The 25,021-nt window shown below is 42.2% G+C and carries 28 protein-coding genes, 1 tRNA gene and 1 pseudogene; 6 read left to right on the top strand and 24 right to left on the bottom strand.

Annotated features, from left to right (window positions below):
* Positions 1–42 precede the first annotated feature (42 nt).
* On the bottom strand, positions 43–1,947 hold the full coding sequence (locus OCC_RS00550; RefSeq protein WP_004069910.1) for a S16 family serine protease: 1,905 nt from the start codon (positions 1,945–1,947) through the stop codon (positions 43–45).
* Positions 1,948–2,053: 106 nt separating this feature from the next.
* On the opposite strand from OCC_RS00550, the gene OCC_RS00545 reads away from it, so the two are divergent.
* From OCC_RS00545 to OCC_RS00535, 3 genes are read left to right on the top strand one after another with little or no spacing between them, the layout of a single operon-like run.
* Positions 2,054–2,596 carry a universal stress protein gene (locus OCC_RS00545; RefSeq protein ID WP_004069909.1) on the top strand — a complete coding sequence of 181 codons (543 nt, stop codon included), beginning with the start codon at positions 2,054–2,056 and terminating at the stop codon, positions 2,594–2,596.
* 11 nt (positions 2,597–2,607) lie between these two features.
* Positions 2,608–3,888: an ArsB/NhaD family transporter gene (locus OCC_RS00540; protein WP_004069908.1), complete on the top strand. Its 1,281-nt coding sequence runs from the start codon at positions 2,608–2,610 to the stop codon at positions 3,886–3,888.
* Between the two features lie 3 nt (positions 3,889–3,891).
* Positions 3,892–4,341: a universal stress protein gene (locus OCC_RS00535; protein WP_004069907.1), complete on the top strand. Its 450-nt coding sequence runs from the start codon at positions 3,892–3,894 to the stop codon at positions 4,339–4,341.
* 494 nt (positions 4,342–4,835) lie between these two features.
* Here OCC_RS00535 and OCC_RS12490 read toward each other — a convergent pair whose 3' ends face one another.
* The 19 genes and pseudogenes from OCC_RS12490 to OCC_RS00440 form a co-directional block, all read right to left on the bottom strand.
* Entirely contained in the window at positions 4,836–4,973 is a 138-nt protein-coding gene (locus tag OCC_RS12490) for a hypothetical protein (RefSeq protein ID WP_004067566.1), read from the bottom strand.
* A 1-nt stretch (position 4,974) separates the two neighbouring features.
* A complete protein-coding gene (locus OCC_RS00530) occupies positions 4,975–5,247 on the bottom strand; it encodes a hypothetical protein (protein ID WP_004067568.1) in 273 nt (90 codons plus the stop codon).
* Positions 5,244–5,756, bottom strand: a complete 513-nt coding sequence (locus OCC_RS00525) for a winged helix-turn-helix transcriptional regulator (RefSeq protein ID WP_004067571.1) — start codon at positions 5,754–5,756, stop codon at positions 5,244–5,246. The genes OCC_RS00530 and OCC_RS00525 overlap by 4 nt, the downstream gene beginning before the upstream one ends.
* Positions 5,757–5,826: 70 nt before the next feature.
* Positions 5,827–5,903, bottom strand: a tRNA-Thr gene (locus OCC_RS00520).
* An 80-nt stretch (positions 5,904–5,983) separates the two neighbouring features.
* Positions 5,984–7,009, bottom strand: a complete 1,026-nt coding sequence (locus OCC_RS00515; protein ID WP_004067573.1) for a polyprenyl synthetase family protein — start codon at positions 7,007–7,009, stop codon at positions 5,984–5,986.
* A 4-nt stretch (positions 7,010–7,013) separates the two neighbouring features.
* On the bottom strand, positions 7,014–8,336 hold the full coding sequence (locus OCC_RS00510) for an RNase J family beta-CASP ribonuclease (RefSeq protein WP_004067575.1): 1,323 nt from the start codon (positions 8,334–8,336) through the stop codon (positions 7,014–7,016).
* A gap of 141 nt (positions 8,337–8,477) precedes the next feature.
* Complete coding sequence (gene fni / locus OCC_RS00505) at positions 8,478–9,593, bottom strand: type 2 isopentenyl-diphosphate Delta-isomerase (RefSeq protein WP_004067577.1); 1,116 nt, start codon at positions 9,591–9,593, stop codon at positions 8,478–8,480.
* A gap of 274 nt (positions 9,594–9,867) precedes the next feature.
* The gene (locus OCC_RS00500) at positions 9,868–10,725 is read right to left on the bottom strand and encodes a hypothetical protein (protein ID WP_004067579.1); all 858 of its coding nucleotides are present in this window, start codon (positions 10,723–10,725) and stop codon (positions 9,868–9,870) included.
* A gap of 10 nt (positions 10,726–10,735) precedes the next feature.
* Complete coding sequence (locus OCC_RS00495; protein ID WP_004067580.1) at positions 10,736–11,248, bottom strand: hypothetical protein; 513 nt, start codon at positions 11,246–11,248, stop codon at positions 10,736–10,738.
* Positions 11,249–11,277: 29 nt separating this feature from the next.
* A complete protein-coding gene (locus tag OCC_RS00490; protein WP_004067581.1) occupies positions 11,278–12,039 on the bottom strand; it encodes a hypothetical protein in 762 nt (253 codons plus the stop codon).
* Complete coding sequence (locus tag OCC_RS00485) at positions 12,036–12,719, bottom strand: hypothetical protein (RefSeq protein WP_004068071.1); 684 nt, start codon at positions 12,717–12,719, stop codon at positions 12,036–12,038. Before OCC_RS00485 ends, OCC_RS00490 begins: the two co-directional genes overlap by 4 nt.
* A gap of 11 nt (positions 12,720–12,730) precedes the next feature.
* The gene (locus OCC_RS00480; RefSeq protein ID WP_020953565.1) at positions 12,731–13,546 is read right to left on the bottom strand and encodes a hypothetical protein; all 816 of its coding nucleotides are present in this window, start codon (positions 13,544–13,546) and stop codon (positions 12,731–12,733) included.
* 160 nt (positions 13,547–13,706) lie between these two features.
* Positions 13,707–14,119, bottom strand: a pseudogene (locus tag OCC_RS12190) (hypothetical protein).
* Positions 14,091–14,384, bottom strand: a complete 294-nt coding sequence (locus OCC_RS00465) for a HepT-like ribonuclease domain-containing protein (protein ID WP_048874651.1) — start codon at positions 14,382–14,384, stop codon at positions 14,091–14,093. Before OCC_RS00465 ends, OCC_RS12190 begins: the two are co-directional and overlap by 29 nt.
* Positions 14,385–14,537: 153 nt before the next feature.
* Entirely contained in the window at positions 14,538–14,969 is a 432-nt protein-coding gene (locus OCC_RS00460) for a hypothetical protein (RefSeq protein WP_004067011.1), read from the bottom strand.
* On the bottom strand, positions 14,966–15,793 hold the full coding sequence (locus tag OCC_RS00455; protein WP_020953561.1) for a hypothetical protein: 828 nt from the start codon (positions 15,791–15,793) through the stop codon (positions 14,966–14,968). Before OCC_RS00455 ends, OCC_RS00460 begins: the two co-directional genes overlap by 4 nt.
* Before the next feature lie 163 nt (positions 15,794–15,956).
* Positions 15,957–16,736, bottom strand: a complete 780-nt coding sequence (locus tag OCC_RS00450) for an isopentenyl phosphate kinase (RefSeq protein ID WP_004067406.1) — start codon at positions 16,734–16,736, stop codon at positions 15,957–15,959.
* A complete protein-coding gene (locus tag OCC_RS00445) occupies positions 16,733–17,734 on the bottom strand; it encodes a mevalonate kinase (protein ID WP_004067407.1) in 1,002 nt (333 codons plus the stop codon). Before OCC_RS00445 ends, OCC_RS00450 begins: the two co-directional genes overlap by 4 nt.
* Positions 17,735–17,957: 223 nt before the next feature.
* The gene (locus OCC_RS00440; RefSeq protein ID WP_004067408.1) at positions 17,958–18,836 is read right to left on the bottom strand and encodes an MEMO1 family protein; all 879 of its coding nucleotides are present in this window, start codon (positions 18,834–18,836) and stop codon (positions 17,958–17,960) included.
* A 95-nt stretch (positions 18,837–18,931) separates the two neighbouring features.
* On the opposite strand from OCC_RS00440, the gene OCC_RS00435 reads away from it, so the two are divergent.
* Together OCC_RS00435 and pfkC are read left to right on the top strand one after the other, a co-directional pair.
* A complete protein-coding gene (locus OCC_RS00435; RefSeq protein WP_004067409.1) occupies positions 18,932–19,645 on the top strand; it encodes a maleate cis-trans isomerase family protein in 714 nt (237 codons plus the stop codon).
* Positions 19,646–19,732: 87 nt separating this feature from the next.
* Positions 19,733–21,112: an ADP-specific phosphofructokinase gene (gene pfkC / locus OCC_RS00430; protein WP_020953560.1), complete on the top strand. Its 1,380-nt coding sequence runs from the start codon at positions 19,733–19,735 to the stop codon at positions 21,110–21,112.
* 1 nt (position 21,113) lies between these two features.
* On the opposite strand, the gene xerA is transcribed toward pfkC, so the two are convergent.
* The 3 genes from xerA to sfsA form a co-directional block, all read right to left on the bottom strand.
* A complete protein-coding gene (gene xerA, locus OCC_RS00425; protein ID WP_004067411.1) occupies positions 21,114–21,950 on the bottom strand; it encodes a site-specific tyrosine recombinase/integron integrase in 837 nt (278 codons plus the stop codon).
* Positions 21,951–21,978: 28 nt separating this feature from the next.
* Positions 21,979–22,821 carry a toprim domain-containing protein gene (locus OCC_RS00420; protein ID WP_004067412.1) on the bottom strand — a complete coding sequence of 281 codons (843 nt, stop codon included), beginning with the start codon at positions 22,819–22,821 and terminating at the stop codon, positions 21,979–21,981.
* Between the two features lie 66 nt (positions 22,822–22,887).
* Positions 22,888–23,580, bottom strand: a complete 693-nt coding sequence (gene sfsA, locus OCC_RS00415; RefSeq protein WP_004067413.1) for a DNA/RNA nuclease SfsA — start codon at positions 23,578–23,580, stop codon at positions 22,888–22,890.
* Between the two features lie 84 nt (positions 23,581–23,664).
* Between sfsA and OCC_RS00410 the strand changes: the two genes are divergently transcribed.
* Positions 23,665–24,711, top strand: coding sequence for a M42 family metallopeptidase (locus tag OCC_RS00410; protein ID WP_004067414.1), 1,047 nt, complete (start codon positions 23,665–23,667; stop codon positions 24,709–24,711).
* Here OCC_RS00410 and OCC_RS00405 read toward each other — a convergent pair whose 3' ends face one another.
* Positions 24,712–24,978 (bottom strand): hypothetical protein, encoded by a 267-nt coding sequence (locus OCC_RS00405; protein ID WP_004067415.1) that lies wholly within the window; start codon positions 24,976–24,978, stop codon positions 24,712–24,714.
* Positions 24,979–25,021 lie beyond the last annotated feature (43 nt).

Genomic DNA, 25,021 nt, shown 5'->3' with positions numbered 1-25,021 from the left:
TTCATGATATTTTAGCTTTTCCAAGAAAAAAAGAGAAAATGTTTAAGCCTTCCTTCCGGCTATAAAGCCTAGAAGGAGGCCAATTACAAGGGTGCCAGCTATTAGAGGTATTGAGTATCCGCTAGTTTCCTTTTGAGCTGGGGAAGTGGTGTTTTGAGGTGTTGTTTGATTTGTAAGCGGCGTGGTGAGAGGAATGAGGGGTTCTTCTGTTATCTTTGGCGGGGTTGTTGTGCTTAAGAATACCGTTGAAGTTTCCTTTGCGTATTGGTAGAACACCATTGCGGTCTGAATATTCTCTAACCCTCCCTGCTTTTCATAGCTCTGGGCAAACTCATAATACGCAAGACTCAAGACTGGATATATGCCTTCTTTCTGAGCTATTGCGATAGCTACTTTAGCATCTTCTTTCATTCTCTGGAGCTTGTCCATAAGTACGGTCTCGTTGTCGATTCCAAGGGTATCTAAGATTATCTCAGCCCTTATTCTGGCTTCCATTGCGGAGAAGATAGCTGCCGAATATTTGCCATCTTGGTAATATTCCTCTCCCTCGTTCATTAAGTTCACCAAATCCTGAAGGTTTGTTTCCCCAAACATTGAGGTTATGTAAGTTATGATAAGCCTCGAATTGTCCAAGTATTCCCTTGCGGTATCTTTTATTGCATCCCTTTCAATTACCTCTCCCTTTGCGTATCTCTCCCCCAGGGATGCCCAGAACTTTGCTGTTTGTATTCTCTCGTATGCAAAGGCAGCATTGCTTATTGCATCCCAGTAATTACCATCGTAATAGGACGACCAAGCATCTTTCAGGAGGGATTTTGCTTCTTCAACTCTTTCCTCACTTGCGGCAACCGCTTGGAGCATTGTTATTCCCCTTATTGTGAGGTTTGAGACGTAGCTTTCGGTGTCCTTTATCTCGTTATCGACCTCTTTCAGCAGATGCTCTAGGTCACTCTCAGCCCTTACATCCAAATACCAATCCACGTGCCTTATCGCAATCCTCGCTTGAAAATCAAGGCTTAGAGCTGTGTAATACATGCCTTCGTCCAAGTCCTCCTTGGCCTCGTCTAACTTAGCTTTGGCATCGTCTAGTGCATTTTTGAGGTAGGAATAAGTGGTGTAGCTAACGTCACTGTTTTTGAGCTTATTTTCAACCTGCTTATAGTAGCCTAGGGTCTCATCGTAGTCCTTGAGTGCATCGTCCTTTAGGAAGGAGGTATCAACTTTCAACTCCCCTGGCACAGATGGCTTCTCTATCTTCTTTCCGGTGAAATAGTACACTGCCTCGTATATATCCCTAATCTCTTTAACCTCTAAGCCCCATCTCTCCTTTGCGTATTCAACCACGTCAACTTTTTCGGACTTACTTGTTATCTGCACTATTGGGCCGATTTGCTTTTGTTCGGTTTTTTGGACTACCTGTATTCTCTGTCCTTCTGGAATTAAGAAGAGCTTTGCTCCTACGCTGTGGGCAGCTGAGGCTTTCTCTAAAATCCCTCCTACTGGCCCAATGCTCCCATCGGGATTTATCATACCTGTCATCATTACGTCATTTCTTACTTCCCATCCTTCTAGAGCGGCTATTATACCAACGGTCATAGTACCCCCGGCAGAAGGACCTCCAATAATTGGAGCATCTGACCTTACTTGAATAAAAACGTCGTACTTGCTCATATCAACCCCAAGAACTTTTCCAGCGACTTGGGCTGCCAACCTCGCCGATGCCTGCATGTCCACCTCTGCCAATGGCCAAGTCTCAACGTAAACGTGCCCATTTCCAGGGGCAACTGTGATTACAAAGTCCGTTGCTACTCCTATTAACTCGCCACTCGAGGTTCTAGATACTGCTGGGGCTTTTAACACAACGGTGTTTCCTTTTTCTGGACATTGAGCATTCGCTAAGGGTAAGAGCAAAAGAATCAACGCTAACATTGATAGTATTTTCTTCATCTTCTCACCTCCAGTGATTAGTTCCTTGTGTTCTTTAATATCTCTTGTGGTTCATAACTCCAAAAATCTTTTTAAACATCCTATCAAAACGGTTAGGGGGAGCAATATGGGATTGTATTCCTCTTTCATCGGTCGAAAGTTTAAACACATAGCTGGAAAGAAATATGAGGACATAATAAAGCACTACAGGGAGTTTCTTCTAACTGAAGAAGAAAGGCATATCCCGGAGATTCATTCTATATTGATGCCGCTTGACAGATACGTTAAGAATGTCCCTGAAGAGGTATATGAGACTATAAGTGCCTATGAAGCGAGAATTTTGCTTGTTTATATTTTGGATTCTCAGGTATTTGAGCTTGTACGTCAAACACTTAGCCCAGAAGCAAGTGAGGAATTCAGGCGAAAAGAGGAGGTAATGGGGGAAGAGCTGCTCAACAACGTGGCAAAGAAGCTTGAAAGTTATGGTCTGAAAGTACAGAGGCGCATGTTCTTTGGAAACAAGAGCGATGATGTGATAAGAATGGCTGAGAACTACGATATGCTCGCAATCTCGAAGAACTATGGCTCGGAAATCACAAAAACCTCTCCCCTAAGTCCTTTGGTTCTTAAGATAATCCAGCATTTGGAAATTCCGGTGATCGTCTATTAGGAGGTGTTCAGATGACTCCATTGGAGATATTTGCCCTTGCAGTGTTTATCTTTACATATGCTCTTATAATAAGCGAGCGAATACACAGAACCGTTGCCGCAATGGCTGGAGGCTCTTTGGTGCTTCTAGCCAACATAGTTCCTTGGAAAAAAGTTCCCCTTTATCTTGACCTTGACACTATACTTCTCCTCGCCGGAATGATGATAATTGTCAATACAACAAGATTAAGTGGTCTCTTCGAATATATCGCAATAAAAACAGCCAAACTTGCAAAAGGAGAACCTATTAGAGTTTTGCTCCTTTTCTCAGTTGTGACAGCCCTCATAAGTGCCTTTCTTGATAACGTGACCACGGTTCTTCTGCTTACTCCAATGCTTATCTACATTTCAAGGCTTATGGAAGTTAACCCTCTTCCCTTCCTTCTCTCCGAGATCTTTGCTTCCAACATCGGTGGAACAGCAACGCTCATAGGTGACCCACCTAACATAATGATAGGCTCCGCTGCAGGGCTTAGCTTTAACGAGTTTCTCGTCAATATGGGCCCAATAGCATTTCTTGATTTAATACTCATGGTTTTTGTAGTATATCTGGCTTATAGAGGAACCCTTAAGGTCAGCCCTGAAAAAAAGGAGAGAATCTTAAGGACACTTGACGGTCTGGATGAAAGAGCTGCGATTAGGGATCTGTCTCTTTTTAGGAAGTCTATTGTAACAATCGTCATTGTGGTGCTATTCTTTTTTGTTCACGACAAGCTTGGGATAGAGCCTGCTGTGGTTGCATTATTTGGGGCATCTTTGCTCCTTTTCTGGAGTAGGGAAAATCCTGAGGGAATCCTAGAAAAAGTCGAGTGGGCGACGCTGTTCTTTTTCGGAGGTTTGTTCCTCATTGTAGGGGGCTTAGTTGAGACCGGGTTTATAGGACAGATAGCTCAGTGGATAGCATACCATGTCCATACCGAAGGAGAAGCAATACTGGTTATAGCATGGTTTTCAGCACTTGCTTCGGCTGTTATAGACAACATCCCCTTCACGGCCACAATGATACCCCTAATAAAGGCAATGGGGACATCTCTCAATACCTACCCTCTTTGGTGGGCTTTAAGTTTAGGAGCATGCCTTGGTGGAAACGGAACCGCTATCGGAGCATCGGCAAACGTTGTTGTTATAGGGATAGCAGCAAGGGAAGACATAAGGATAACATTTATGGACTTTCTAAAAATGGGTATAGTCATAATGGTCTTAACTGTAGGTGTCGGCGTTGGGATATTATGGCTTAGGTATGTGTGGTGGTGAACAATGAAAATACTCGTGTTGATAGACGGCTCGAAGTGGAGTCAAAAGGCAGCTCTTCATGGGGTTGCAGTTGCCAAGAAAAAGAACGCAAAAATAGTGCTGTTTTCAGTTTTAGACAGAAGAGAAGCTAAGGCAGTTGCATTCAACCTGGGGGCAAGACAAGGGGACTTTGAGAAAGTGCGCAGTTTTGAAGAGGAAATCTGGAACAACATGAAAAGAGACATTCAAGATGTTATGAGCGAAATGCTAAAGTTCTGTCAAGAAGAGGGAGTGAACTGTTCCATAAAGATCGTTGAAGGGATTGCAAAGGACAAAATCCTTGAAGAAGCAAACAGCGGAGAGTATTCACTTGTAATAATGGGAGCTTATGGAAAGAGCGGAAAAACGAGGATAGGGAGCTTATTGGAAGAGATAGCTGGCAACGTGAAACCTCCACTCTTAATAGTGCGCTAGTCTTTAGCTTCGAGATACTTAACCTCTATGACCCCTTCTAGCTTTTCTAGTTCTTCTTTTAGGCTGATTAGCGCTCTTCTGGTGAGAGATACATGAACTTTCCCTATTATCTGACCTCCTCCCCACCTTTAGCGAGAGGTTAAGCCAAATCCCCACCAAAGGCGGGAAGGTTTACGGACGACTCATAACCTACTTGGCGTTACCGCCTTTCGGTTCAGCCCGAGGGGACGGTCTTGCCCCCGTTACCCCTACCGCAAAGCGGATTGGGGTTATCGTTTTGACAACCTTCTTCAGTTTTTGACTGCCCGAGAGGACAACTTTTTGAAGGACGCTTAACAGCGTCCACTCTCCTTCAGCTTGAAGGGGACACTTAAACCCCNTGTCTCATCGGGTTCTAAGTTTGGCCTTTTCAAGCTTTTATTACTCTGAAAAGTTTAAAAGAGTTTCGGTTCTTTAAAAGTTGGTCTTCAATTACTGCATCCCCCCCTAAAGGGCTAGGCTTTCGGAAGAAAGAAGTCAAACGGCCCTGTGACTATATAAACTTCGTCAAAGTTCATTTCGTTTAGCAGTTTTTCTTTGATTTCCCTTTCTTTTCCGGGTCTTACCCTTAGTAAGTATACTGCAAACGGCATTTCAATCCCTTCTTATCAGGGCTATAAAAAACAATACCAATATTAAAAGTTCGAATGTAGTTGAGGTCACCTCAAGTATTTCTGAAGACAATGAGGTTTTGATTAGATGAAAGTTCTCAATGATCTTTTTGGCAACGAACATTAGAAATGCCAAAAAAAGAAGCAAAATACTTTTCATCCCACTTTTTCTGTATGCTTTCCATGCTGCTACTGACAGCATAGCACCTAAAACAATTACAACTCCATCAAGGAGATACCCCAAGGTGTTAATCATTCTTCCTCCCCCCTGAACGCTAACGTTAAATCAATCAATTTATCTGCCAGTTTATCCCAGATTTTTGGTTTATACTCTCTGATTATGCGAACTAAAACATTAACATCACAGTTAAGGGAATAAACGGTGTTTTTTCCGTCTTTTATCTTTGTAATAATCCCCAACCTCTCGAGCCGTTTTGTATGATAAACTATAGTAGAAGGTGCCAAGTTGAGCTTTTCTGCAATTTCGCTCTGGTTTTTGTCCCCTTCCGCAAGTAAAAGGAGTATCTTTCTTTGGCTTTCGTTTGAAATAGCTATCATAAGACGCCTGTACTCTTCTTCAAAACCCGCGGGGAAGAAGTATTTTTTCCCTCCAAGCCGTTTTGATATGATTTTTCCCTCTTTTTCAAGATGCCGTAGGTGATATTGTAGGTTTCCTATCCCTATGTTGAGTTCTTGGGCTAATTTGCGAAAAGTTATTCCCGGATTCTTTGTGACATAGTCCAAAATTCTTTCTCTGGTGCTCATGAATATCAAACCAAAATATAATCCGAGTGTTTTAACTCTTTGTGGTACGGTTCTCAAAAGAGTATTCTATTGGAGCCCCGGGCGGGGTTTGAACCCGCGACCTGCCGCTTACCAAGCGGCCGCTCCACCAGGCTGAGCCACCGGGGCACCGAAAGAAAGAAGCCAAGATTGCATATATAAACTTTTCGCTCAATCAGTTCTCAAATTAAAAAGACATAGATGGAAGGCTAATATTCTCTCTCCACTATGAAGTCTGCTAAGAGTTCTAGTTGTTTTCTTGCCTCACTTTCTGGGAGTATTTTTAGTGCTTTCTTTGCCTCATCTGCCAGTTCCCTTGCAACTTTTGCAGCGTAGTCTATGCTTCCATACTTTTTGAGGAGTTCAATTGCTTCTTTGATCTCTTCTTGGACGCTCTCCTCTATTATTCCCTCTCCCTTTACATCGCCAGCGTATTTCCCAAATATCTTAAAAAACGCTGCTTTGTCTTCTTCAATTGCGTTTTCAAGGAAGTGTGCAACTATGAGTGTTTTCTTACCCTTTCTTATGTCACTCCCCACTGGCTTTCCGAGTTTCTCTTCGTCTGCTATCAAATCGAGAACATCATCCCATATTTGGAACGCTATGCCTATATTCCTTCCATATTTTGACAACGCCTTAATGTAATCTTCGTTTTCTGTTCCTATGATTCCACCTATTGTAGCTGAGGCATCTATAAGCGCTCCAGTTTTTCCGCTTATCATTTTCATGTATTCCTCTATAGTAACTGTTTCTTTGTTTTCGAACTCCAAGTCCATTGCCTGTCCTTCGCAAAGCTCGTTTGAAGTCTTTGCAATGACATCCAGAACTCTTACAACCTTCTCAGCCTCGACGGGTATCTTTGCCACAGCCTCAAAAACCTTCGAAAAGAGCAAATCTCCAGCTAAAATTGCCATGTTTATTCCCCAAATTTTATGAACTGTCGGCCTGCCCCTTCTTTTTTCGTCCATGTCCATTATGTCATCATGAACAAGGGAATAGTTGTGAAGTAGCTCCACAGCCGCTGCAGCGTAAACAGCCTTCTCTGGGTTTCCACCAACAGCTTCAGTAGAGGTTAAGACTATGAACGGCCTAACCCTCTTCCCTCCTGCGAGAGGATAATGTCTTGCAGCGTCATAAAGAACTTTGGGCTCCTTTTCAGGTATAAGCTCAAAAATAGCCTCATCGACGACCTTAGCTTTTTCTTTTAATGCTTTAAATAGCGGATCAAACTTCATTTTATCACCTCACATCGACTTTGTAACCGTTTCTTGATACAAACACGTCCCTTCCTATGAGATACCCCTCTTCTTCGGCAAGCTCAGCATAATGGGTGAGCATCCTAAACTCTCCATGAGCGGGGATTATATTCTCTGGATTTAAAAGCTTAATCAAATATCTGTGGTCTTCCCTGCTTGCATGACCTGAGACGTGTAAATCTTTAACCATTCTCACTCCTCTCATTCTGAGCTTTGTCTCAAGGGCATAGCGTTGGGCTATGTTTAGGGGATTTGGGATGACTCCAGCCGAAAACACAACAGTGTCGTCTTTTCCGATGTCATAGAGTTCTCCATTAGCCATCCTTGTAAGCACTGCTCCCGGCTCACCTTGATGACCTGTGACTATTAGGAGATAGTTCTCCCTAGCTTGAGAAACCTCTCTGAGTGTTTTCTGAACAGCATTTGGGCTTCTCACCGCTTTTGCCCCTTTCATTTTTATTAGACCGAGCTGTTTCGCTATGCCTGTGTACTTTGCTAGAGATCTACCTACCAAAACCGCTTGCCTCCCCATATTGTTTGCTATCTCTATCAGCTCTTGCAGACGGGCTATGTGAGAGGCAAAGGTCGTGGTGATTAGTCCTTTCTCTTCCATCCCTTCATAGTAGAAAAAGTCCTCCAAGAGAAGCTTCGCAGAGGCTTCACTTGGCGTTTTTGTTTCTTCAGCTGCCCTCGTGGATTCTGGTATCAAAATTTTTACTCCTTCTTGGCCTATCTCCTTGAGCCTCTTGTAATCTGGCTTCTCTCCAAGGGGATTGTGGTTGTCAAACTTATAATCACACGCATAAACTACAGCACCTTCGGGCGTATGGATAACCACCATTGAGGAGTGCGGGATTGAGTGGGTAATCTGAACAAACTCTATAGCTAAATTCTCGCTAACTTGAACAATCTCCCCATACTGGGTCTCATACATCGGGTTTGTAACCTCAAAATACTGCTCACTCCTCACCTCTCCTTTTGCCAGCTTTATTGTGTAGGGAGTTCCATAGATTGGAACGTTTGGATAGTGGGGAGCAAGCTTTGCTATAGCTCCTATGTGATCGAGATGACCGTGAGAAAGTGCAATGGCAACGACTTTTTTGTTTTTGAGAGAGGAATCATCGGGGATTGCACCCAACTTTCTTAAATCCCTCGAACTCATCTGCTGAAAGTTAACATCCTCATGGATAAGAACCCTATCAAGCCTGATTCCCATATCAATAATCACAACTTCTCCTTCATATTCCACGGCAGTCATGTTTTTTCCTACTTCCTCGTAACCACCTAGCGTGTAAACTTTTATCATTTTAGTTCCTCCACTAACTATTTTACTGCGGAGGCGGACTTATTGTCGGCCTCGGCCCTTTGAGTGGTGGAGCGGAACTCCACCGGGTTATGGTATAGTTGTTTGGAGGGTTTAAAAAGATGTGCATTAAAGTAAAAAATTTCAAACGCTTCTATCTCTAAGAAACTCCCACAAATCAATCCTCTGCTCGAGCCACTCTCTTGCAAAGCCTGTAATCACAAGGGGAACTTTCCTAAGTTCCTCAACGTTTCTTGCTCCCACGAGGAACATAGCGTTCCTCAGCTCATCTATGTAGCGCTGGAGGATTTTGATTACTCCTTCAACGTCTCCGTTTACAGCAGGTTTTAACAAGGGTAATGCAACTCCGGCAAGATTAGCACCAAGGGCTAATGCCTTTGCGATCATTATGCCATCCCTTATCCCACCGGTGGCAATTATTGGTAGCTTTGTTGCATAGCGAACTTCTGCCACGCTTAAAGCCGTTGGAATTCCCCAGTCCCAGAACTTTAGGGCTAAGTTTTTACTTCTTTCGTCCTTTGCCCTGTAATACTCAACACCGCTCCAGCTCGTACCTCCAAGCCCACCGACGTCTATCGCATCTACGCCGATGCTTTCTAACCTTATCGCGACTTCCATTGAAACTCCCGCGCCGGTTTCTTTGGCTATTATTGGGTAGGGGAGCTCATTCTTAAGCTGTGCCAAAGCTTTCAAAACTCCTCTGTACTGGGTATCTCCTTCAGGTTGGACGCTCTCTTGCAGGGGATTCATATGAATAGCCAAAGCATCAGCTTGAATTGTTTCAACGGCTTTTAGAGCTTCCTCAACTCCATAACGGTTTGACATTGTCTCGGCAAACTGGGGCGCACCTAAGTTGCCAACCAAAAAGACATCTGGAGCTACATCTCTAACGTAATAGCTCTCCCAAGTTTCCGGTTTTCTTATCATTGCCCTCTGGCTCCCAACCCCCATTGGAATGTTCAGCTCTTGAGCGGCCTTGGCAAGGGTTTTGTTTATTTTTCCAGCAAGCTGTGAGCCTTTAGTTCCTCCTGTCATTCCAGCGATCATTATTGGGTAGTCAAACTTTCTTCCGAGGAACTCAACGCTCAGATCAATTTCATCCTTGTCTATTTCGGGCAGAGAACGGTGAACGAAGTGGATGTTCTCAAATTGAGTAGTTACGTGAGCCTCGACCTGTTTTTTTAAGCAGTGCTCTATGTGCTCAAACTTCCTAATAACAGTAAGCTCTTCCTTATCCATAACACCACCAAATAAAGAAAGTGGAGAAAGGTTAAGAGGTTTTTGGACACTAAAGATTAACTTGCATTTTCTCTGAAGAGTTTTGTAGAAAGTGGATCAATACCAACACCAAGGCAACTAAACTCACTAAAAAGAGATGCCCCTAGGTATACAACAAGCTCCGGCCGTTCGTATTTAGTTACTTCTTCCCCCCGAGTAGGAAAGCCACAAGTCCGGAATTATCGTTCCTATTTGTCTCTACCCTTTTAGAGAGTATCCCAACAAGTTATGGAAGTTATTCCGTAAGTTGCGCTGGAGTTGGAATTGGCACGATCTCGTAAGTATATACAAGTGGAATGGCGTAAAATCCGTCTTTTGTTCTGTACGATATCTTGAATCTAATTACTGCCGGCTTTCTCGGATATCTAAAGTCCCCTTCTTTAAAGTGAACTATTATAACCTTGCTCTCATTAGGTTTAAGCGTTAGCCCTTCCGCTGGAAATCCAATTTCTTTTGTGTCATTTTCGATTTCGCTAAGATTAGTTGCGTTAACGTATGCTATCCCATCAATTTGAAGACTAGAGAGGTTGTATTGAATCCCTAATACAGTTAATGGCTGCGTTCCTATATTTTTCACTGCAAATATGCATTCAGGAGAGACATTTTTGTCAAAGAACCCTATTTCCAAGTCGATCATATCCGTTATCTTCAGAGGATGTCTCTGTTTGGGAGAAATTTCAAAAATCCATTTCATATTAAGCTCTTTGTGATAATTTTTCTTTTTATTCTCTATTATCAAAGTCACGTTGCTCTCGTAAGTTCCAGTTTTGTTTAGCGTGAGATATATCCCGAATGTCAACTCTTTTATTGCTGGGTCGTGATATTTTATGGTTTCTTTTATTCCTGCTTTTTTAAGTGTTGCAAAATCGTCCAAACCAACGATGTTCAAATTAGAGTCTTTAATAAGGGCATATTCTTTGGAGTCTGTCCCAATCCAGTAAATCCTGACCAGCACTGTGTCGTTAACCTCACCATAAATGTAAGCATCGGGGGCTAGGAATATGCTCTTTTTTGGAATATGATAATGAATGTAGCTGGCTCCAATAAAGATAAGAGAGAGAAACAGAAAGATACTTATTTTCTTTGTTTCCATATTTTCACCCTCAGTTCAGAGGTTGAGCTCGTTTTTGATAAAGTAGAAACTTTTTAACCCATGCTGTTTCTCTTTCTTCAGTTGGATAATTTTGTCCGTCAATATGTATATATTTTCTCTGGGTGACTTCATATTCTTCATACTTGGGTCTTATTTGGAGGGCTACAATCTGCTTATCATGTTCAAACTTCCCACTAATGGTTACTTGAACAGCTCCCGTAGCTGTTACGTCAAAACCAAGAGCCGCAGAGAGCACACTATATGTTACCATCACCGTACCGCTAATTTTATGTGCCCATGATACCCAAGTGCTAAAGGAATATTCTTGACCAGCATATCCGAAAACTTCATCCAGAGTTATCCAGGATCCATAAGTTGACCCGAGATCGTCTACATCTTCTACTTTCCAGAACTCCCAGTATCCCGCGTTTGGGGAAACAGCTCCTTTGCTACTTGTTGGTTGAGCAACTACCACTTTACCTACTATTAACAACCCAATAAGTAGTGCAAGCAGTTTTTTCATGCTTACACCTCCTTGCTATCCACAATACCTCACCCCTGTTCATATAACTCAGAGTAAAACTTTGATACCTTTGAAGCTATTGAGGAATCAACGGAAGATATACGGTAAAGATACTCAAAAGCAGTTTGATCACCTCCCAAGAAAATATCTACAAGCACTATACCAGTTTCTTTGTCAACGTATAAAATCCTCTCTACGTTATCACTGAAATATTCGTGAACTTTGAGGATTTCTCTATCCCTATAATGAAGTACTTTTTCCAACGTGGCGTTGAAGTTGTATCCGTGATAAATCCTCTTCTGCCTAATGATGTCTGCCCATGAAATGAAATACCTTATCCCAGTTCTCTCCATCTCTCCCTCCGCTTTAAAACCTTTAAGTTTAGTTATATCCCCTGGCTCCCTTACAGGTAACTGGAGAGTATACATATAGTACCTCAGATTGCCATATTTATCATAAAACATAATCTGCAAATCATTGTGAACGTTTTTCTTTCCACGTCTGCTGATATAATAGAGCCAGAACACCGTATACCCAGTATCGTTCTTTATTACAACATAATATTCCTGCTCCGTATAAAAGGGAACTTCACGGATAATCCCCCTCACGTATCCAGTTCCATTGTAATAAAATAGTGTGTCATTTGTAAGAGGATTTGTGAGATTTTTAAAAACTTCAACTGGAATCAAACTTAAGTATTTCTTATCAGAACTATTCGAGGTCTCATAAGTATATATGAAAATTCCTCCAGCAAGTAATAGGACGATAAGAAGAATGATAGCTTTTTTCATCCAATCACCTCCAACCATTGTTCCCAGCTCCATCCTTTACAGTCATTTAAGGTACATTCTCCTTTTAACCAGAACAACATTCTTTTCTCTGAATCAATTGCTAGCAGTAGAATAGCATCATTTGTTTTAGCCCGTACCAATAGACACTTTCTTCCATATATTTCCTCAATATCAACAACTGTTAAGATAAAATACTTTGAAGTATACGAGTAATCCTTCTTTAAGGGAAGCTCCGAGAACAAAGGGACATAGGGGTACCTAATTCTAAGGAGCTCGGCCTCCGCCTGTTCCCCTTCCATGTACTCCGATCCGTCTGGCTGGAGTAGCTTTATATGCGAATTCATAATTTCAGCTTCGTCTCCTTCACCTTTAAAATATGAATAGCTCTGTTCCCGCCACTCAGTTTGGACGTATTCTTTGATAACAATTGTAGTCCCATTCCTGTAAATCCTAAACAGGCAAGTTGAATTGTCTATCAATTTGCTACCTGAGTATTCGACCATTCTATAAATAAGGATTATATTATCCTTGTCCTTAATAGAGTGAAGATTTATAGCTTCAAATTTTACAGATTCAGCAGGAAATTCCTCTCCCCTTTGATTCCAAAAAGGAACATGCAAGATGAAGAATAATATATCCAAGGTCAAAAAGAAAAATACAAAAACAAATTTAAGTCTCATTTTCTCCACCATCAGCAGGTATCATGCCATAAAAATGTCAACTCAGGCCAAAAGCCATGACTAAAACCGTACCAATTAGCCTCTGGATTTGGCTCTGGTCCTTCACTGTATCCCATTTTTGTGTTTTTATTCCACCAAGATTCATATCTGTATCCATATCCTATTCCTCTCGTATAATCATATCCATATGATCCATACGCAGCATACTTTGCCGTTTTGTGGTATCCTTTACTTGTGACTTCCTCAACAAAATCATTTAAAGTGTTAAATGCTCTCTTTTTCCATCCTAGTTTAGGATCTGCATTAGTACATCCCCATAAACATGCTATCTCACCTTCTTCTTTACACAACTGTGGAGTTGGATCTGTCCATGAGCAGGGAATTGCTCCAAGTTTTGAGTGCGTTGGTATACCTGTAGCATGGATTACTCTACGAGGGAGCTGATAATCACAGGAATACGTGCCACTTGAAGACATTGGACTAACCTGGCTTGTTATGAATTTGCTTAGGAGACAAATTCTCTTTCTTTCTATCTCTGCTGTTATTAATTTGTTGAGAATTATTTCCTTCTTCCTTTCTTTCGGTAGACTACAGAAAATCTTTACTTTTTTGATTTCTTCTTTTGTCAGACCATCCTTAAGCATTTCCTCATCAGACATTTTACACAGTCTTTCTTCAAAGTCTTTGACTATTAGAGTTGCTTGGCTGTCGAGAATAACTAATATTTGCTTGTCTAATCTTTCTTTAGGGCTTTCAGCAGAGATAAAGTTATTCGCCGTAGCTACCAGCAAGAACAATCCAATAAGTAGTGCAAGCAGTTTTTTCATGCTTACACCTCCTACCAAATATTGCAATAATATTTTTGACTTCAAGACTTATAAATATTTTCTTTTACTAATTGTAGTTGATTTTATCTTTTAGTCGTATCCCCAGAACCTATTAGCCAAAAGAAACCAGAGTAAAAAGAATGAACAAAAACAAACATTATTATATAACATCCTCGATTCTTAGTCCTTCTCTGCTTATTTTTGTTATCATTGGTACTCCGCCCGCTATCTTTATGGCCGTTGCAACCTCGGTCTGCTTTCCTGGAGCCAAGGCGTACATACATCCTCCCCCTCCGGCACCTGTTATCTTTGCCCCAAGAGCTCCAGCTTCTCTTGAAGCATANACCAAATCACTCAAGCTTTTTGTTGAGACACCAAGGCTTCAGAAAACGAGACCGTCAAGCCTGGAGTCCTGATGTCTTTCGCTTCTATTCTAATTCTCCCGTTTTCGTTAAACTCCGCTTTTACATATGTCCTCAAGTCAATAGCCGCGGCTATTGCAGGTTTTCCGTAAACTACGCTGTGCTCTCCAAAGAGGATAATTTTAGCAGGTGTGGAAGCAAGAACTCTCATTTTTAGCCCTCCCTCTTGATAACTCGGATTCTAACTTCGGTAACCAGACGATCTCTAGATCAACTCCAAAGTAAGCATGAATAAGTCTATCTCTCATTCCAGCAATTTCTTTCCAAGGTATTTGAGGGTATTTCTGCTGAATCTCTTTGGGGACATTCTTGGCGACTTCCCCTATCATTCCCATTTTAAATTGGAAGGCTTTTCTCTTTGAGCTGTTATGGTGGATACATAAATCAACGTCGCTGTCGGTTTCGAGCTTCTTCATTTGCATGAAAGCCATGCAGAATTATGAATTTAACTTTTTCCTCTTTGTTAAGAGCAAGTCTTCTTACTTCATCTTCAAGTTTCATGATTTAAAGTATGTTTCGGGAATAATTAAACTTAACTCTATGATAGAAGCCGCGAAACAAAATAGATATTATGCTGATCTATTTACAAGCTTCATTGCCCAGTAATGCGGAACCTCAGGACGATTAACGTCAGCAAGTACCTTTGCGTATATTAATGTCCAGATAAGCCCCAGAAGTAACAGAAGAAGAATATTCTTACCAAAGTATTTTTCCACAGTTGCAGCAGTGGGGGCAATTCCAGCAATGAAATATCTCACAAACAGCAATCTTAATACAATTCCTCTTCCTTCCTTCCAGCCATACTTTTTAATAAGAGCATCTTTCTCTCTGTTATATAAGTACAAGAGGTATGGACTCATAATAAACCAATACAGCAGAGCGAATCTAAGTCCAAATTGAGGATTGACAGTGCCAAAAACCAAACTAAGTACTTCTGCTGGAACTATTCCACTTAAAAAATTGTGAAGAAAGCGAGCTGGATAAAGACTTTCCCTATTCATCTTTTGTCCTCCAAGATGCTTGTTGGACAAATCTCTCCAACACATGGGGGATTTGCTGGGGGATAGCTTCTCTCTGGATAAGCATCATATGAAATTTCAACTTGTGCCTTGATATGCTTTTCCCATCCTCCACTAACATAACTGCCAATGAGTTCACTTACTCCCCATGAAACAGTTCCAGATATTATTTTAGAGCCTGTTGTTCCAAACAATGCCTCAGCAGCTTCTGGTGAGAACCAAAGAGACATTGCAATACTCACAGTGAGTCCTACAGCATCTGAACCATCCCATGTATGATAATAGAGTTCTAAAGTCGTCAATTCCATCTCCTGATATTCCCGCTTTGGACGAACTCCAACATAAATAATTCCTCCTGGGACGTCATCATCAACTGGGATTTTAATTTTAGCGAAAGTAAACCAGTAACCCCCAATGTACTTTGGATTTAGATCCATGCTAATAATAGGGGTTCCTACTGAAGACTTATACTCTTCCCAAACACTTACATATACGTAAGGAACATCATTTTCAAAAAGTCGCTTCCATTCCCCATTAATTTTGATTTCCCATGGAATTTCTATTACAATGTAGTCCTTACTTCCATCAAAAATCTCGGTTAGTCCCTCCCAATACCACCAATATGCCAAGTAGACAGTACCCCTGTAAACATAAGATGAATCTGGGTCAAATTCAAGATGAAGTTGGTCTTTATCTCCAAAATATTGTGGTTGTGGTGGCTTCTCGATTGTGGGTTCTGCACTTGCCACTTCCATTGTCATTCCAATCGTCAACAACCCAATAAGTAGTGCAAGCAGTTTTTTCATGTTTGTACCTCCTACTAAATATTGCAATAATATTTTCGACTTCAAGACTTATAAATATTTTCTTTTACCAATTGTAGTTAATTTTATCTTTTAATCGTATCTTCAGATCCTATTAGCCAAAAGAAACCAGAGTAAAAAGAATGAACAAAAACAAACATTGACATTAAACCTTAATCCTTGTGCCAACTTTTTCTCCTCGTATTGCCTTGCCTAGATTTTCCTTAACCTTTCCGTTTATGAAGTAAACATCTGAATAGTGAGCTATCTCAAGGGCTTTTTTGAGCTTGTTTCCGATGCCACCGGTTACGTCTATTCCCGCTGATTCTGAGCTTTCTAATAGGTGTTCAATTCCCTCTTTGGTAAGCTCTTTAATAAGCTCTGCCCCCTCTTCTTTTGGATTTTTGGTATAAATCCCATCAACGTCCATCAAAAAGACCACTTTGCTTGGCTTGAACATCTTTGCTAGGTAGCACACTATCTGATCTCCGGAAAGGATGTCTATCCCCTTATCGAGGGCAACTGCAGTATCTCCAAAGAGCACCGGGATGAAGCCTTTTTCCAAAAGCTTTCTAAGAACCTCAAGCTCACCATAAACAATTTCCCCTTTCTCAATGAGGAAAATCGAAGAGGAAGAGATGGAATAAGCGGGCAAGCCTTTCTCTAAGAAAGTTTGAATTATCAAATCATTGAGCTTGAGCATTGCCTGGTGAGTTTTTGAGAAGCCAATCCTTTTACCCTTTACATCCCCGGTTAGCCCTTCCCTGATTTTATACTTCCTTGCATTTGGGTGTCCAAAGCTTCCACCGCCGTGTACGAGGATAAAGCTCTCCTTGGGGTAAAACTGGGAAATTTCTTCCGCTATGTTCTCAAGGACTTCTCGGTTAAATGAATAGGGAACATTTTTGTCGCTTATCACGCTTCCTCCGAGCTTGATGACTATCATTCTTCGACCTCCTCGATTCTTAGTCCTTCTCTGCTTATTTTTGTTATCATTGGTACTCCGCCCGCTATCTTTATGGCCGTTGCAACCTCGGTCTGCTTTCCTGGAGCCAAGGCGTACATACATCCTCCCCCTCCGGCACCTGTTATCTTTGCCCCAAGAGCTCCAGCTTCTCTTGAAGCATACACCAAATCACTCAAGCTTTTTGTTGAGACACCAAGGGCATCAAGGAGACCGTGATTTATGTTCATTAACCTTCCAAGTAGCTGGAACTTGATTTCCTTGTCGTACTCTGCGAGGATAACTTCTCTTGCCTTTTCCACGAGCCTGCCCATTGAATTTAAAATCGGCTCAATTATCTCTGGCATCTCCTCATAGTTCTTCCTGACTTTTGCAACAAGCTCTTTTGTGGAGCCACTTGAACCGGTGTAGCCCACAACTATCGGCAATTCAACTACAGGCAGGCTCTCAAAAGAGCCCTTTTGGTAGTAGAGAAAGCCCCCAACCGCTGAAACCGTTGGATCAATGCCGCTCGATGCACCTTGTACAAGAAGCTCTACTTTGTGCCCGAGTTTTGCTATCTCTTTTTTGCTTAGCTCAAGCCCAAGAAGCCTTGATACGGCTCCTATTGTCGCTACTGCAACAGCAGCTGAACTCCCCAATCCTGCCCCTACAGGAATTTGAGAGGTTATTGAAACAGTTATTCCCTTCTGCTTTCCTGCTTCTTCCATTACAAGGTTTATTGCCTCCCTAACGTAGCTCAAAACTTCAGCCGCTTTTCCATAGTCGGTCTCGAAATAAATTTGATCCTCGGTGAACGATACCGTCAAGCCTGGAGTCCTGATGTCTTTCGCTTCTATTCTAATTCTCCCGTTTTCGTTAAACTCTGCTTTTACATAGGTTCTCAAATCAATGGCTGCAGCTATAGCAGGTTTTCCATAAACTACGCTGTGCTCTCCAAAGAGAATAATTTTAGCAGGTGCGGAAGCAAGAACTCTCATTTTTAACCCTCCAGAAAGTTTTTGATGATCTTAACGAGAGCATGAACTCCCTAGAGACACCTTCGGTTTTTATAGTATCTTCAATCTTCATGGTCTAAAATATACACTCCGAATTTATTTTTCTTTTGGTTGCTTTTGATACAATTGTTCAAGCTAAATAAAAAGAGAAAATCCTATAAATGAAGTCAGCTTTTGCCTCGATTTCTAAACTCTGCATGAAACTTCATGCCTTCCTCATGACAATACTCACATAGCCAACTATCGCATCTGTTGACCTGCTTACCTCAAAGCTCGTTGTGTAATGCAAAACCTCCGCTTCAACTGCCCCGCTGAGTCTTGAGAAGACTATTGCCGTTGCAACTCCTCCCGGACCGCACATTGTATGATCCATTTTCCTTATCTCGTCGAACATCCCTTTATAATCAAATTCGAGAATCTTTTGAATTACTCTGAAGTCCCATTCCCTAATTCTTCCCAGCAAATCATCTCCTCTTGCTCTAAAGGGCACATAGCCGTAGGCATAGCCGTAATGCATCATGTCCGTGCTTGCTATAACCACTACATCTCTCCCAAGCTCTTGGCTTGCTTCAAATATCGCCCTTCCCAGGTCTTCGGCAACCTCTTCATCTTGCAGTCCAAGTGCTATGGGGACGATCTTTACTTCTTTTTCTGCTTTTTCGGAGATGTACTGAATGAAGGGCACCTGCACTTCGAGAGAATGTTCGTATTTGTGAGCAAAATCATCTAAATCCGCCAAACTGGAATGCTTTGCGATAGTCTTTGCCAGCTCGGCATCAACTTCAACATCTCCCATTGGGGTCCTCCAGATGCCTTCAGGGTAAATTGCTACGGGGGAGCCAAGACCGGTGTGGTTTGGCCCTATGATCACAAACGTCTCAGGGAGGCTGTCCTCATAGATTGCTTTGTACGTTCTTGAGGCAGTATAACCGGAGAAGATGTATCCAGCGTGAGGTGCAACTCCTGAGGTAATCTTTCTTTTTTCTCCAAGCTCTCCGAGATCGCTGAAAAACTCATCAAGCATGAGTTTTAGCTCTCCTCCGGAAGGATAAAAGCTCCCGGCAACTGCGGGATATCTTATCATTTTCATCACCAAACTCTATTTGCACTGGAAGTTTATTAGAGTTTCTTGGAAAACTTTAATATAGGTGGGAGCTAAAGCTCCTTTTAGGTGGAAATATGTACGGATGGAGAGGTAGAATTGGCTTGATAGTTCCATCCTCAAACACGACAATGGAGATGGAACTGCATTCAGCTTTACCTGAAGGGGTATCACTTCACACTGCAAGGATGCCCTTGAAGAACGTTACTGAAGAGGAGCTTGTAGCGATGAGCGGGCTTGCAGTGGAGAGTGCAAAGCTGTTGAAAGATGCTGACGTTGACTTAATTCTCTACGGTTGCACTAGTGGATCCTTTATAGGCGGTGGAGAATTCGACAAGGAGCTTGCAGAAAAAATCGAGAGCGAGGTGAAGCTACCAGTTATAACGACAAGTACAGCGGTTGTTGAAGCCCTTAAGATTCTTGACTCCCAGAGGATTCTTGTCATAACCCCCTACACCGATGAGATAAACCAGAGGGAGAGAGAGTTTTTGGAGGCTAATGAGTTTGAGGTCATAGACATTAGAGGACTTGGGATAGTTGACAACACCAGAATAGGAAGGCTCGAGCCCTATGAGGCTTACAGAATGGCTAAGGCACTCTTTACCGATGAGGCAGACGCAATATTCATAAGCTGCACCAACCTGAGAACTTTTGAAATAATTGAGGCTCTCGAAGAGGATCTTGGGGTTCCTGTCATTACAAGCAATCAAGCCTCCCTATGGCTTGCATTGAGAGAGCTCGATGTGGGAGAAAAGATTCCTTGGCTTGGAAAGCTTTTTACAGAGTTTTGATTCTTTTGGCAATTTTCTTTATCTCCACAAAAATATTTTTAAGTGCTCTTGTAAACTTTTCTCCAAGTATTCACTGAGGGTGATAACATGATGGAGTTCCTCAAGGACTTCCAGAAGATGGGCATCTACTTGGCCTACAACGTGAACGTTGACGCAATAGTATATTTGAACGAAAAGCACATAGAGAGCCTCATAAAGGAATTTGGAGCAGAAAACATCAAAAAAAGAATCGATGAGTATCCGAGAGAGATAAACGAACCTTTAGACTTTGTTGCTAGATTAATCCACGCCCTCAAGACTGGAAAACCCCAAGCCGTGCCTTTGGTAAGCTATGAGGCCGATAAGTGGTTCAATTCTCGATTTAAATACGATTTTGAAAGAATTGGGGGGCAGGTAGGGGTAATAGCGAACCTTCTTGCCAACTTAGACTTTAATAAAGTGATCGCATATTCCCCTCTTCTTGGAAGAAAACAGGCTGAAATGTTCGTAAATAGGGATAACCTCCTTTATCCGGTTGTTGAGAATGGAAAACTTGTCCTAAAGAAGCCCTTGGAAGCTTACAGAGAGGATGATCCAGTAAAAATCAATAGAATTTTTGAGTTTAGAGCAGGCACAAAATTCAAGCTTGGGGATGAAACTATTGAAGTTCCATATTCTGGAAGGTTTATAGTTGCCTGCAGATTTGAGGATTTTGCTAGAATTGAAACTTCCCCGGAGCTTAAGCCTTATCTACCGGAAATAGGGGAAATGGTCGATGGGGCTATTCTCTCAGGTTATCAGGGGCTAAGAAGATATTACAGTGACGGAAAGGATGCAAACTACTATCTGAGGAAGGCTAAAGAAGATATAAAACTGCTAAAGAAGAAAAAGGACATAAAGATTCACGTGGAATTTGCTTCCATTCAAGATAGAGAGCTCAGGAAGAAGGTAATCTACAACATATTTCCCCTCGTTGACAGTGTGGGAATGGACGAAGCTGAGATAGCGCATATATTAAGTGTTCTCGGATATAGAGAATTAAGCGACAGAATTTTCACATACAATAGAATTGAGGACGCTGTTTTAGGGGCCAAAATTCTCCTTGATGAACTAAATCTTGAAATTCTTCAAGTGCACACGATTTACTACTTGATGTACATCACCCACAATGACAATCCGCTCACCGAGGAAGAGCTAACGAAGTCCTTGGAGGTTGGAACAACCCTCGCAGCTGCAAGGGCATTTCTTGGAGACATCAAAAGGCCGGAAGATGTTAAGGTTGGCTTGAACATTCCATTCAACGAAAAAGGAGAATACGTAAAGCTGAGATTTGAAGAAGCAAAGGCTAAAATGAGGACAAGGGAATACAAGATAGTTATTATCCCCACAAGACTTGTCAGAAATCCCGTATCCACGGTAGGGTTAGGGGACACAATATCCGCTGGAGCTTTTGCAAGCTATTTAAGCCTTTTGAAAAGAAAGGAGTAAACTACTCTTTCATTATCTCATCAACAAGCTTTGCTTTTTCCTGCGCTTTCTTTAGGTGTTCCACCGTGACTTTTGTGTATATCTGCGTTGTTGATAGGTTTGAATGGCCGAGAATTTCTTGGATAACCCTTATGTCCACTCCTTTTTCCAGCATATGAGTTGCAAAGCTGTGGCGGAGCATGTGTGGAGTCACCTTCACTCCCGCTTTGCTTCCATACTTTTTTAGGAGATACCAAACTGTCTTTGGAGAAATCCTGTCCTTCTTCGCTCTTCTAACTTCAACAAAGAGGTATTCGCTCCCGTCTTCCCTTGTTTTTAGGTAATCCTCAATTTCCTTTAAAAGAAAGTCCGGGATAGGTACAATCCTATCTTTAGCCCCCTTACCACCTCTTACAACTAAAATCCCTCGTTTGAAATCCACATCCTCTATTTTAAGATTACACACTTCGCTTACTCTTAATCCAGTTCCATAAAGGAGCAGAATTATAAGCCTATCCCTCTTTCTTGTGGGTGGAACGGCCTTTATGAGCTTCTTCACGTCTTCTCTTGTTAGGCTCTTTGGCAAACTCCGGGGTACTTTTGGGGATTTCAATCGCTCCGCTTCTTCTTCCAATCCCTCAAACCTAAAGTACGCCTTTAGTGCTTGAACCACAAGATTGAGGCTTTTGTTTGAGTACCCGTTTTGTTTAAGTTTTGCCAAGAACCGGAGTGCAGAGCGGTAGCTTGGGGTTTTAGTCTCTTTTAAGAAGCGGTCTACATAGTAGGTGTACATTCTGACGGTCTGGGGACTTTTTCCCTCGAGTTCAAGATACGTTTTGAATTCCTCTATAATGTCCATATAAATCACAAAAATAAATTTTAAAGGTTCAGAAGTTTTCGAATTCAGCTATGGGTTCCTCTAATTTTTCTGTAGTTTCTTCCTTTTCTTTAGCTTTCTCCTCTTTGCTTTCTGCTATGCTGAGGCTTAAGTGGACTATTCTAAGCAGCTCGATTACTAGGTCTTCATCATCTGAATATATGTATCCCTGCCCGACAATGATTTTTCCGCCAAGGTTGAGTTTCTCAACTGCCTCTGCTATGTATTTCTCCTCTGGAGGCTCTGTCTCTCCAAAGAGCTCTTTCCATATCTCACTTATCTTAAAAACATTGGCTCTTTTCTTTAAAGACTCTCTCAGTTTGTTGTTCTCCTCAACCAGTTTGCTGTATTCCTCAAGGAGCTCTCCATACTTGCCCTCAAGTTCTTGATAGTCACTTTTGAGCTTCTCGTTTTCCTGCATAAGCATTTCGTATTTTCCTTTTAGGTCAAGAAGCTGATTTCTCAGTGCCATGTATTCCGGTAAAATCTGGAGACTCTTTAGGCCTGCTCTTACGAGTGTGTTTTTGATTTCCTTTCTCACAAGCTCCACATCTATGTGCTCCAAATCATGTCCTAGGGGTATTTTCATTCTCTCTACATGCCCAACGAGTTCGCTGAGCTCTCTAAACATTCTCTCTGCCAGTTCTCGTCCAACCCTATCTGCATCGGTAGCTATTATTAGTAAATCCGCCCCCGCTGCGGCACTTTTAGCTATTTCCAGATTCGTTGTCGGAATTATTGCAGAGATTGTTATGTTGTACTCACTACCAAGAGCCAAGCCTTGAAGGGCTTTGCTTACAACTTCCACATCACTTGCTCCTTCCACCAAAATTCTAACATCAACAATAGTCATTCCCAACACCTCCGCGGGGTGTTACCCCCGAGCTTTTATAGGGTGAGTGTTATAAAAGCCTTTGGGCTACACCTCAACTACAAGATCCTCGTTTTCTAGGATTACTTCCCCGTTAGGGAGGAGGCTTATCGATATTCCTCTAATCTCCACTCCCTTTTTCTTTGCTTCTTTTAACAGCTCGGCAATTTTTGGGTCGCCTTTGATGTAGGGTTTGAACCTTCTAACTCCCGGCAAAGCACCTATGAAGATTATCATTGCCCTTTTGCCGTTTGCCTTCAAGCGTATCAGCTCTTTTATATGCTTCTGTCCCCTCACACTCGGACAGTCAGGATACATTGCGTAATCTCCCTCTCTCAAAATGGCACTTTTCATTTCCGCCCAGATCTCTTCCCCCTTGCACTCCAAGAGGTAGTCAAGTCGAGAGTTGCCGATTCTAACTTCCCTCTTTTTGATCCTACATCCTTTAAGCCACCTGATCAGTCCCAGCTCAACAGCCCTTTCAAAGGCTCTTGCCTGAGTTCTTGTGTCTATAATTGCTCCTCTCTCATTTTTTTCGAGAAATCCAATCAGAACAAACTCTGTTTTCCCTCCCTGTTTGGGAATGCAAAATGCTCTCTTCCCTTCCACCATGAACTCTTTTAATCTTCCGGTATTCGTTATCAACGCCTTTTTGAGTTCTCCATTAACCTCTACTATCCCCACAAATCTGTTCAGTCTCCTTATAAACGTGCACTCGATTATCGGAAGTTTTAGCAACACGCCGCTCCCCAGTGGATTATTGACCTAAAACCTTAAATATTACCCGTCCTACATTAAGATGAATATCTAAACGAGGTGGTAGTGATGGTGGACTATGAACTGTTAAAGAGGATAGTCGAAGCTCCTGGAGTTACCGGCTATGAGTTCATGGGAGTTAGAGACGTTGTTATTGAAGCGCTAAAGGATTACGTTGATGAGATCAAAGTCGACAAGCTCGGAAACATTATTGCCCACAAGAAAGGCGATGGTCCAAAGGTTATGATTGCTGGACATATGGATCAAATAGGTCTTATGGTAACGCACATTGAGAAGAACGGGTTTTTGAGAGTTGCCCCAGTAGGAGGAATTGATCCGAGAACTTTGATTGCCCAACGCTTCAAGGTCTGGATTGACAAGGGCAAGTTCATCTACGGAGTTGGTGGGAGTGTTCCTCCACACATTCAAAAACCTGAGGATAGGAAAAAAGCCCCCGAGTGGGATCAAATTTTCATTGACATAGGGGCTGAGTCAAAGGAAGAAGCCGAAGAGATGGGCGTCAAAATCGGAACCGTGATTACATGGGACGGAAGGCTCGAGAGGCTCGGCAAGCACCGCTTTGTTAGCATTGCATTTGACGACAGAATAGCCGTTTATACTCTAGTTGAGACTGCAAGGCAACTTAAGGAGTCAAACGCCGACATATACTTTGTGGCAACAGTTCAGGAAGAAGTGGGGCTTAGAGGAGCGAAGACAAGTGCCTTTGGCATTGATCCGGACTATGGGTTTGCAATAGACGTTACAATAGCGGCTGACGTTCCGGGCACTCCGGAGCACAAGCAAGTTACTCAGCTCGGCAAGGGAACGGCAATAAAGATAATGGATCGCTCAGTCATATGCCATCCAAAGATAGTTAGATGGATGGAAGAGCTCGCAAAGAAGTACGAGATACCCTACCAGTGGGACATCCTCCTCGGCGGAGGAACCGATGCTGGTGCAATACACCTCAACAAGGCGGGCGTTCCAACTGGGGCAATAAGCATTCCCTCAAGATACATCCACTCGAACGCTGAAGTCGTTGATGAGAGGGACGTAGATGCAAGCGTTAAGCTCATGGTAAAGATCCTTGAGCACATACACGAGCTTGAGATTTGATTAAATGGTTTCTAAGTTTTCTTCTTCTCTTATTACATTCGCTATTTTCTCCTTTTGCATCATGGGGTAGATTTTGTAGAGTTTGTAAATGAAATAAGCCGCTCCTGTGAGAATTCCGGCTATTACGAAGGGAATTCTTGACGGCAACGGAAGGCCGCGATGCCACTTGTAGAGAAGGTAGTTCTGGTAGTAGAAAAGGTAAGCTAAAACCGTGATTATAGCTCCCTCAATTCCAGCCTCTATCAGCTTTTTTTGATATTCTTCCATTTTACCCCCTCTCTTCACTTTGGGAAAAGTTAAAAACCTTCAT

The sequence above is a fragment of the Thermococcus litoralis DSM 5473 genome, from assembly GCF_000246985.2.
GTDB classification, from domain to species: domain Archaea; phylum Methanobacteriota_B; class Thermococci; order Thermococcales; family Thermococcaceae; genus Thermococcus_A; species Thermococcus_A litoralis.
This window is presented reverse-complemented; position numbering and strand designations above follow the sequence as displayed.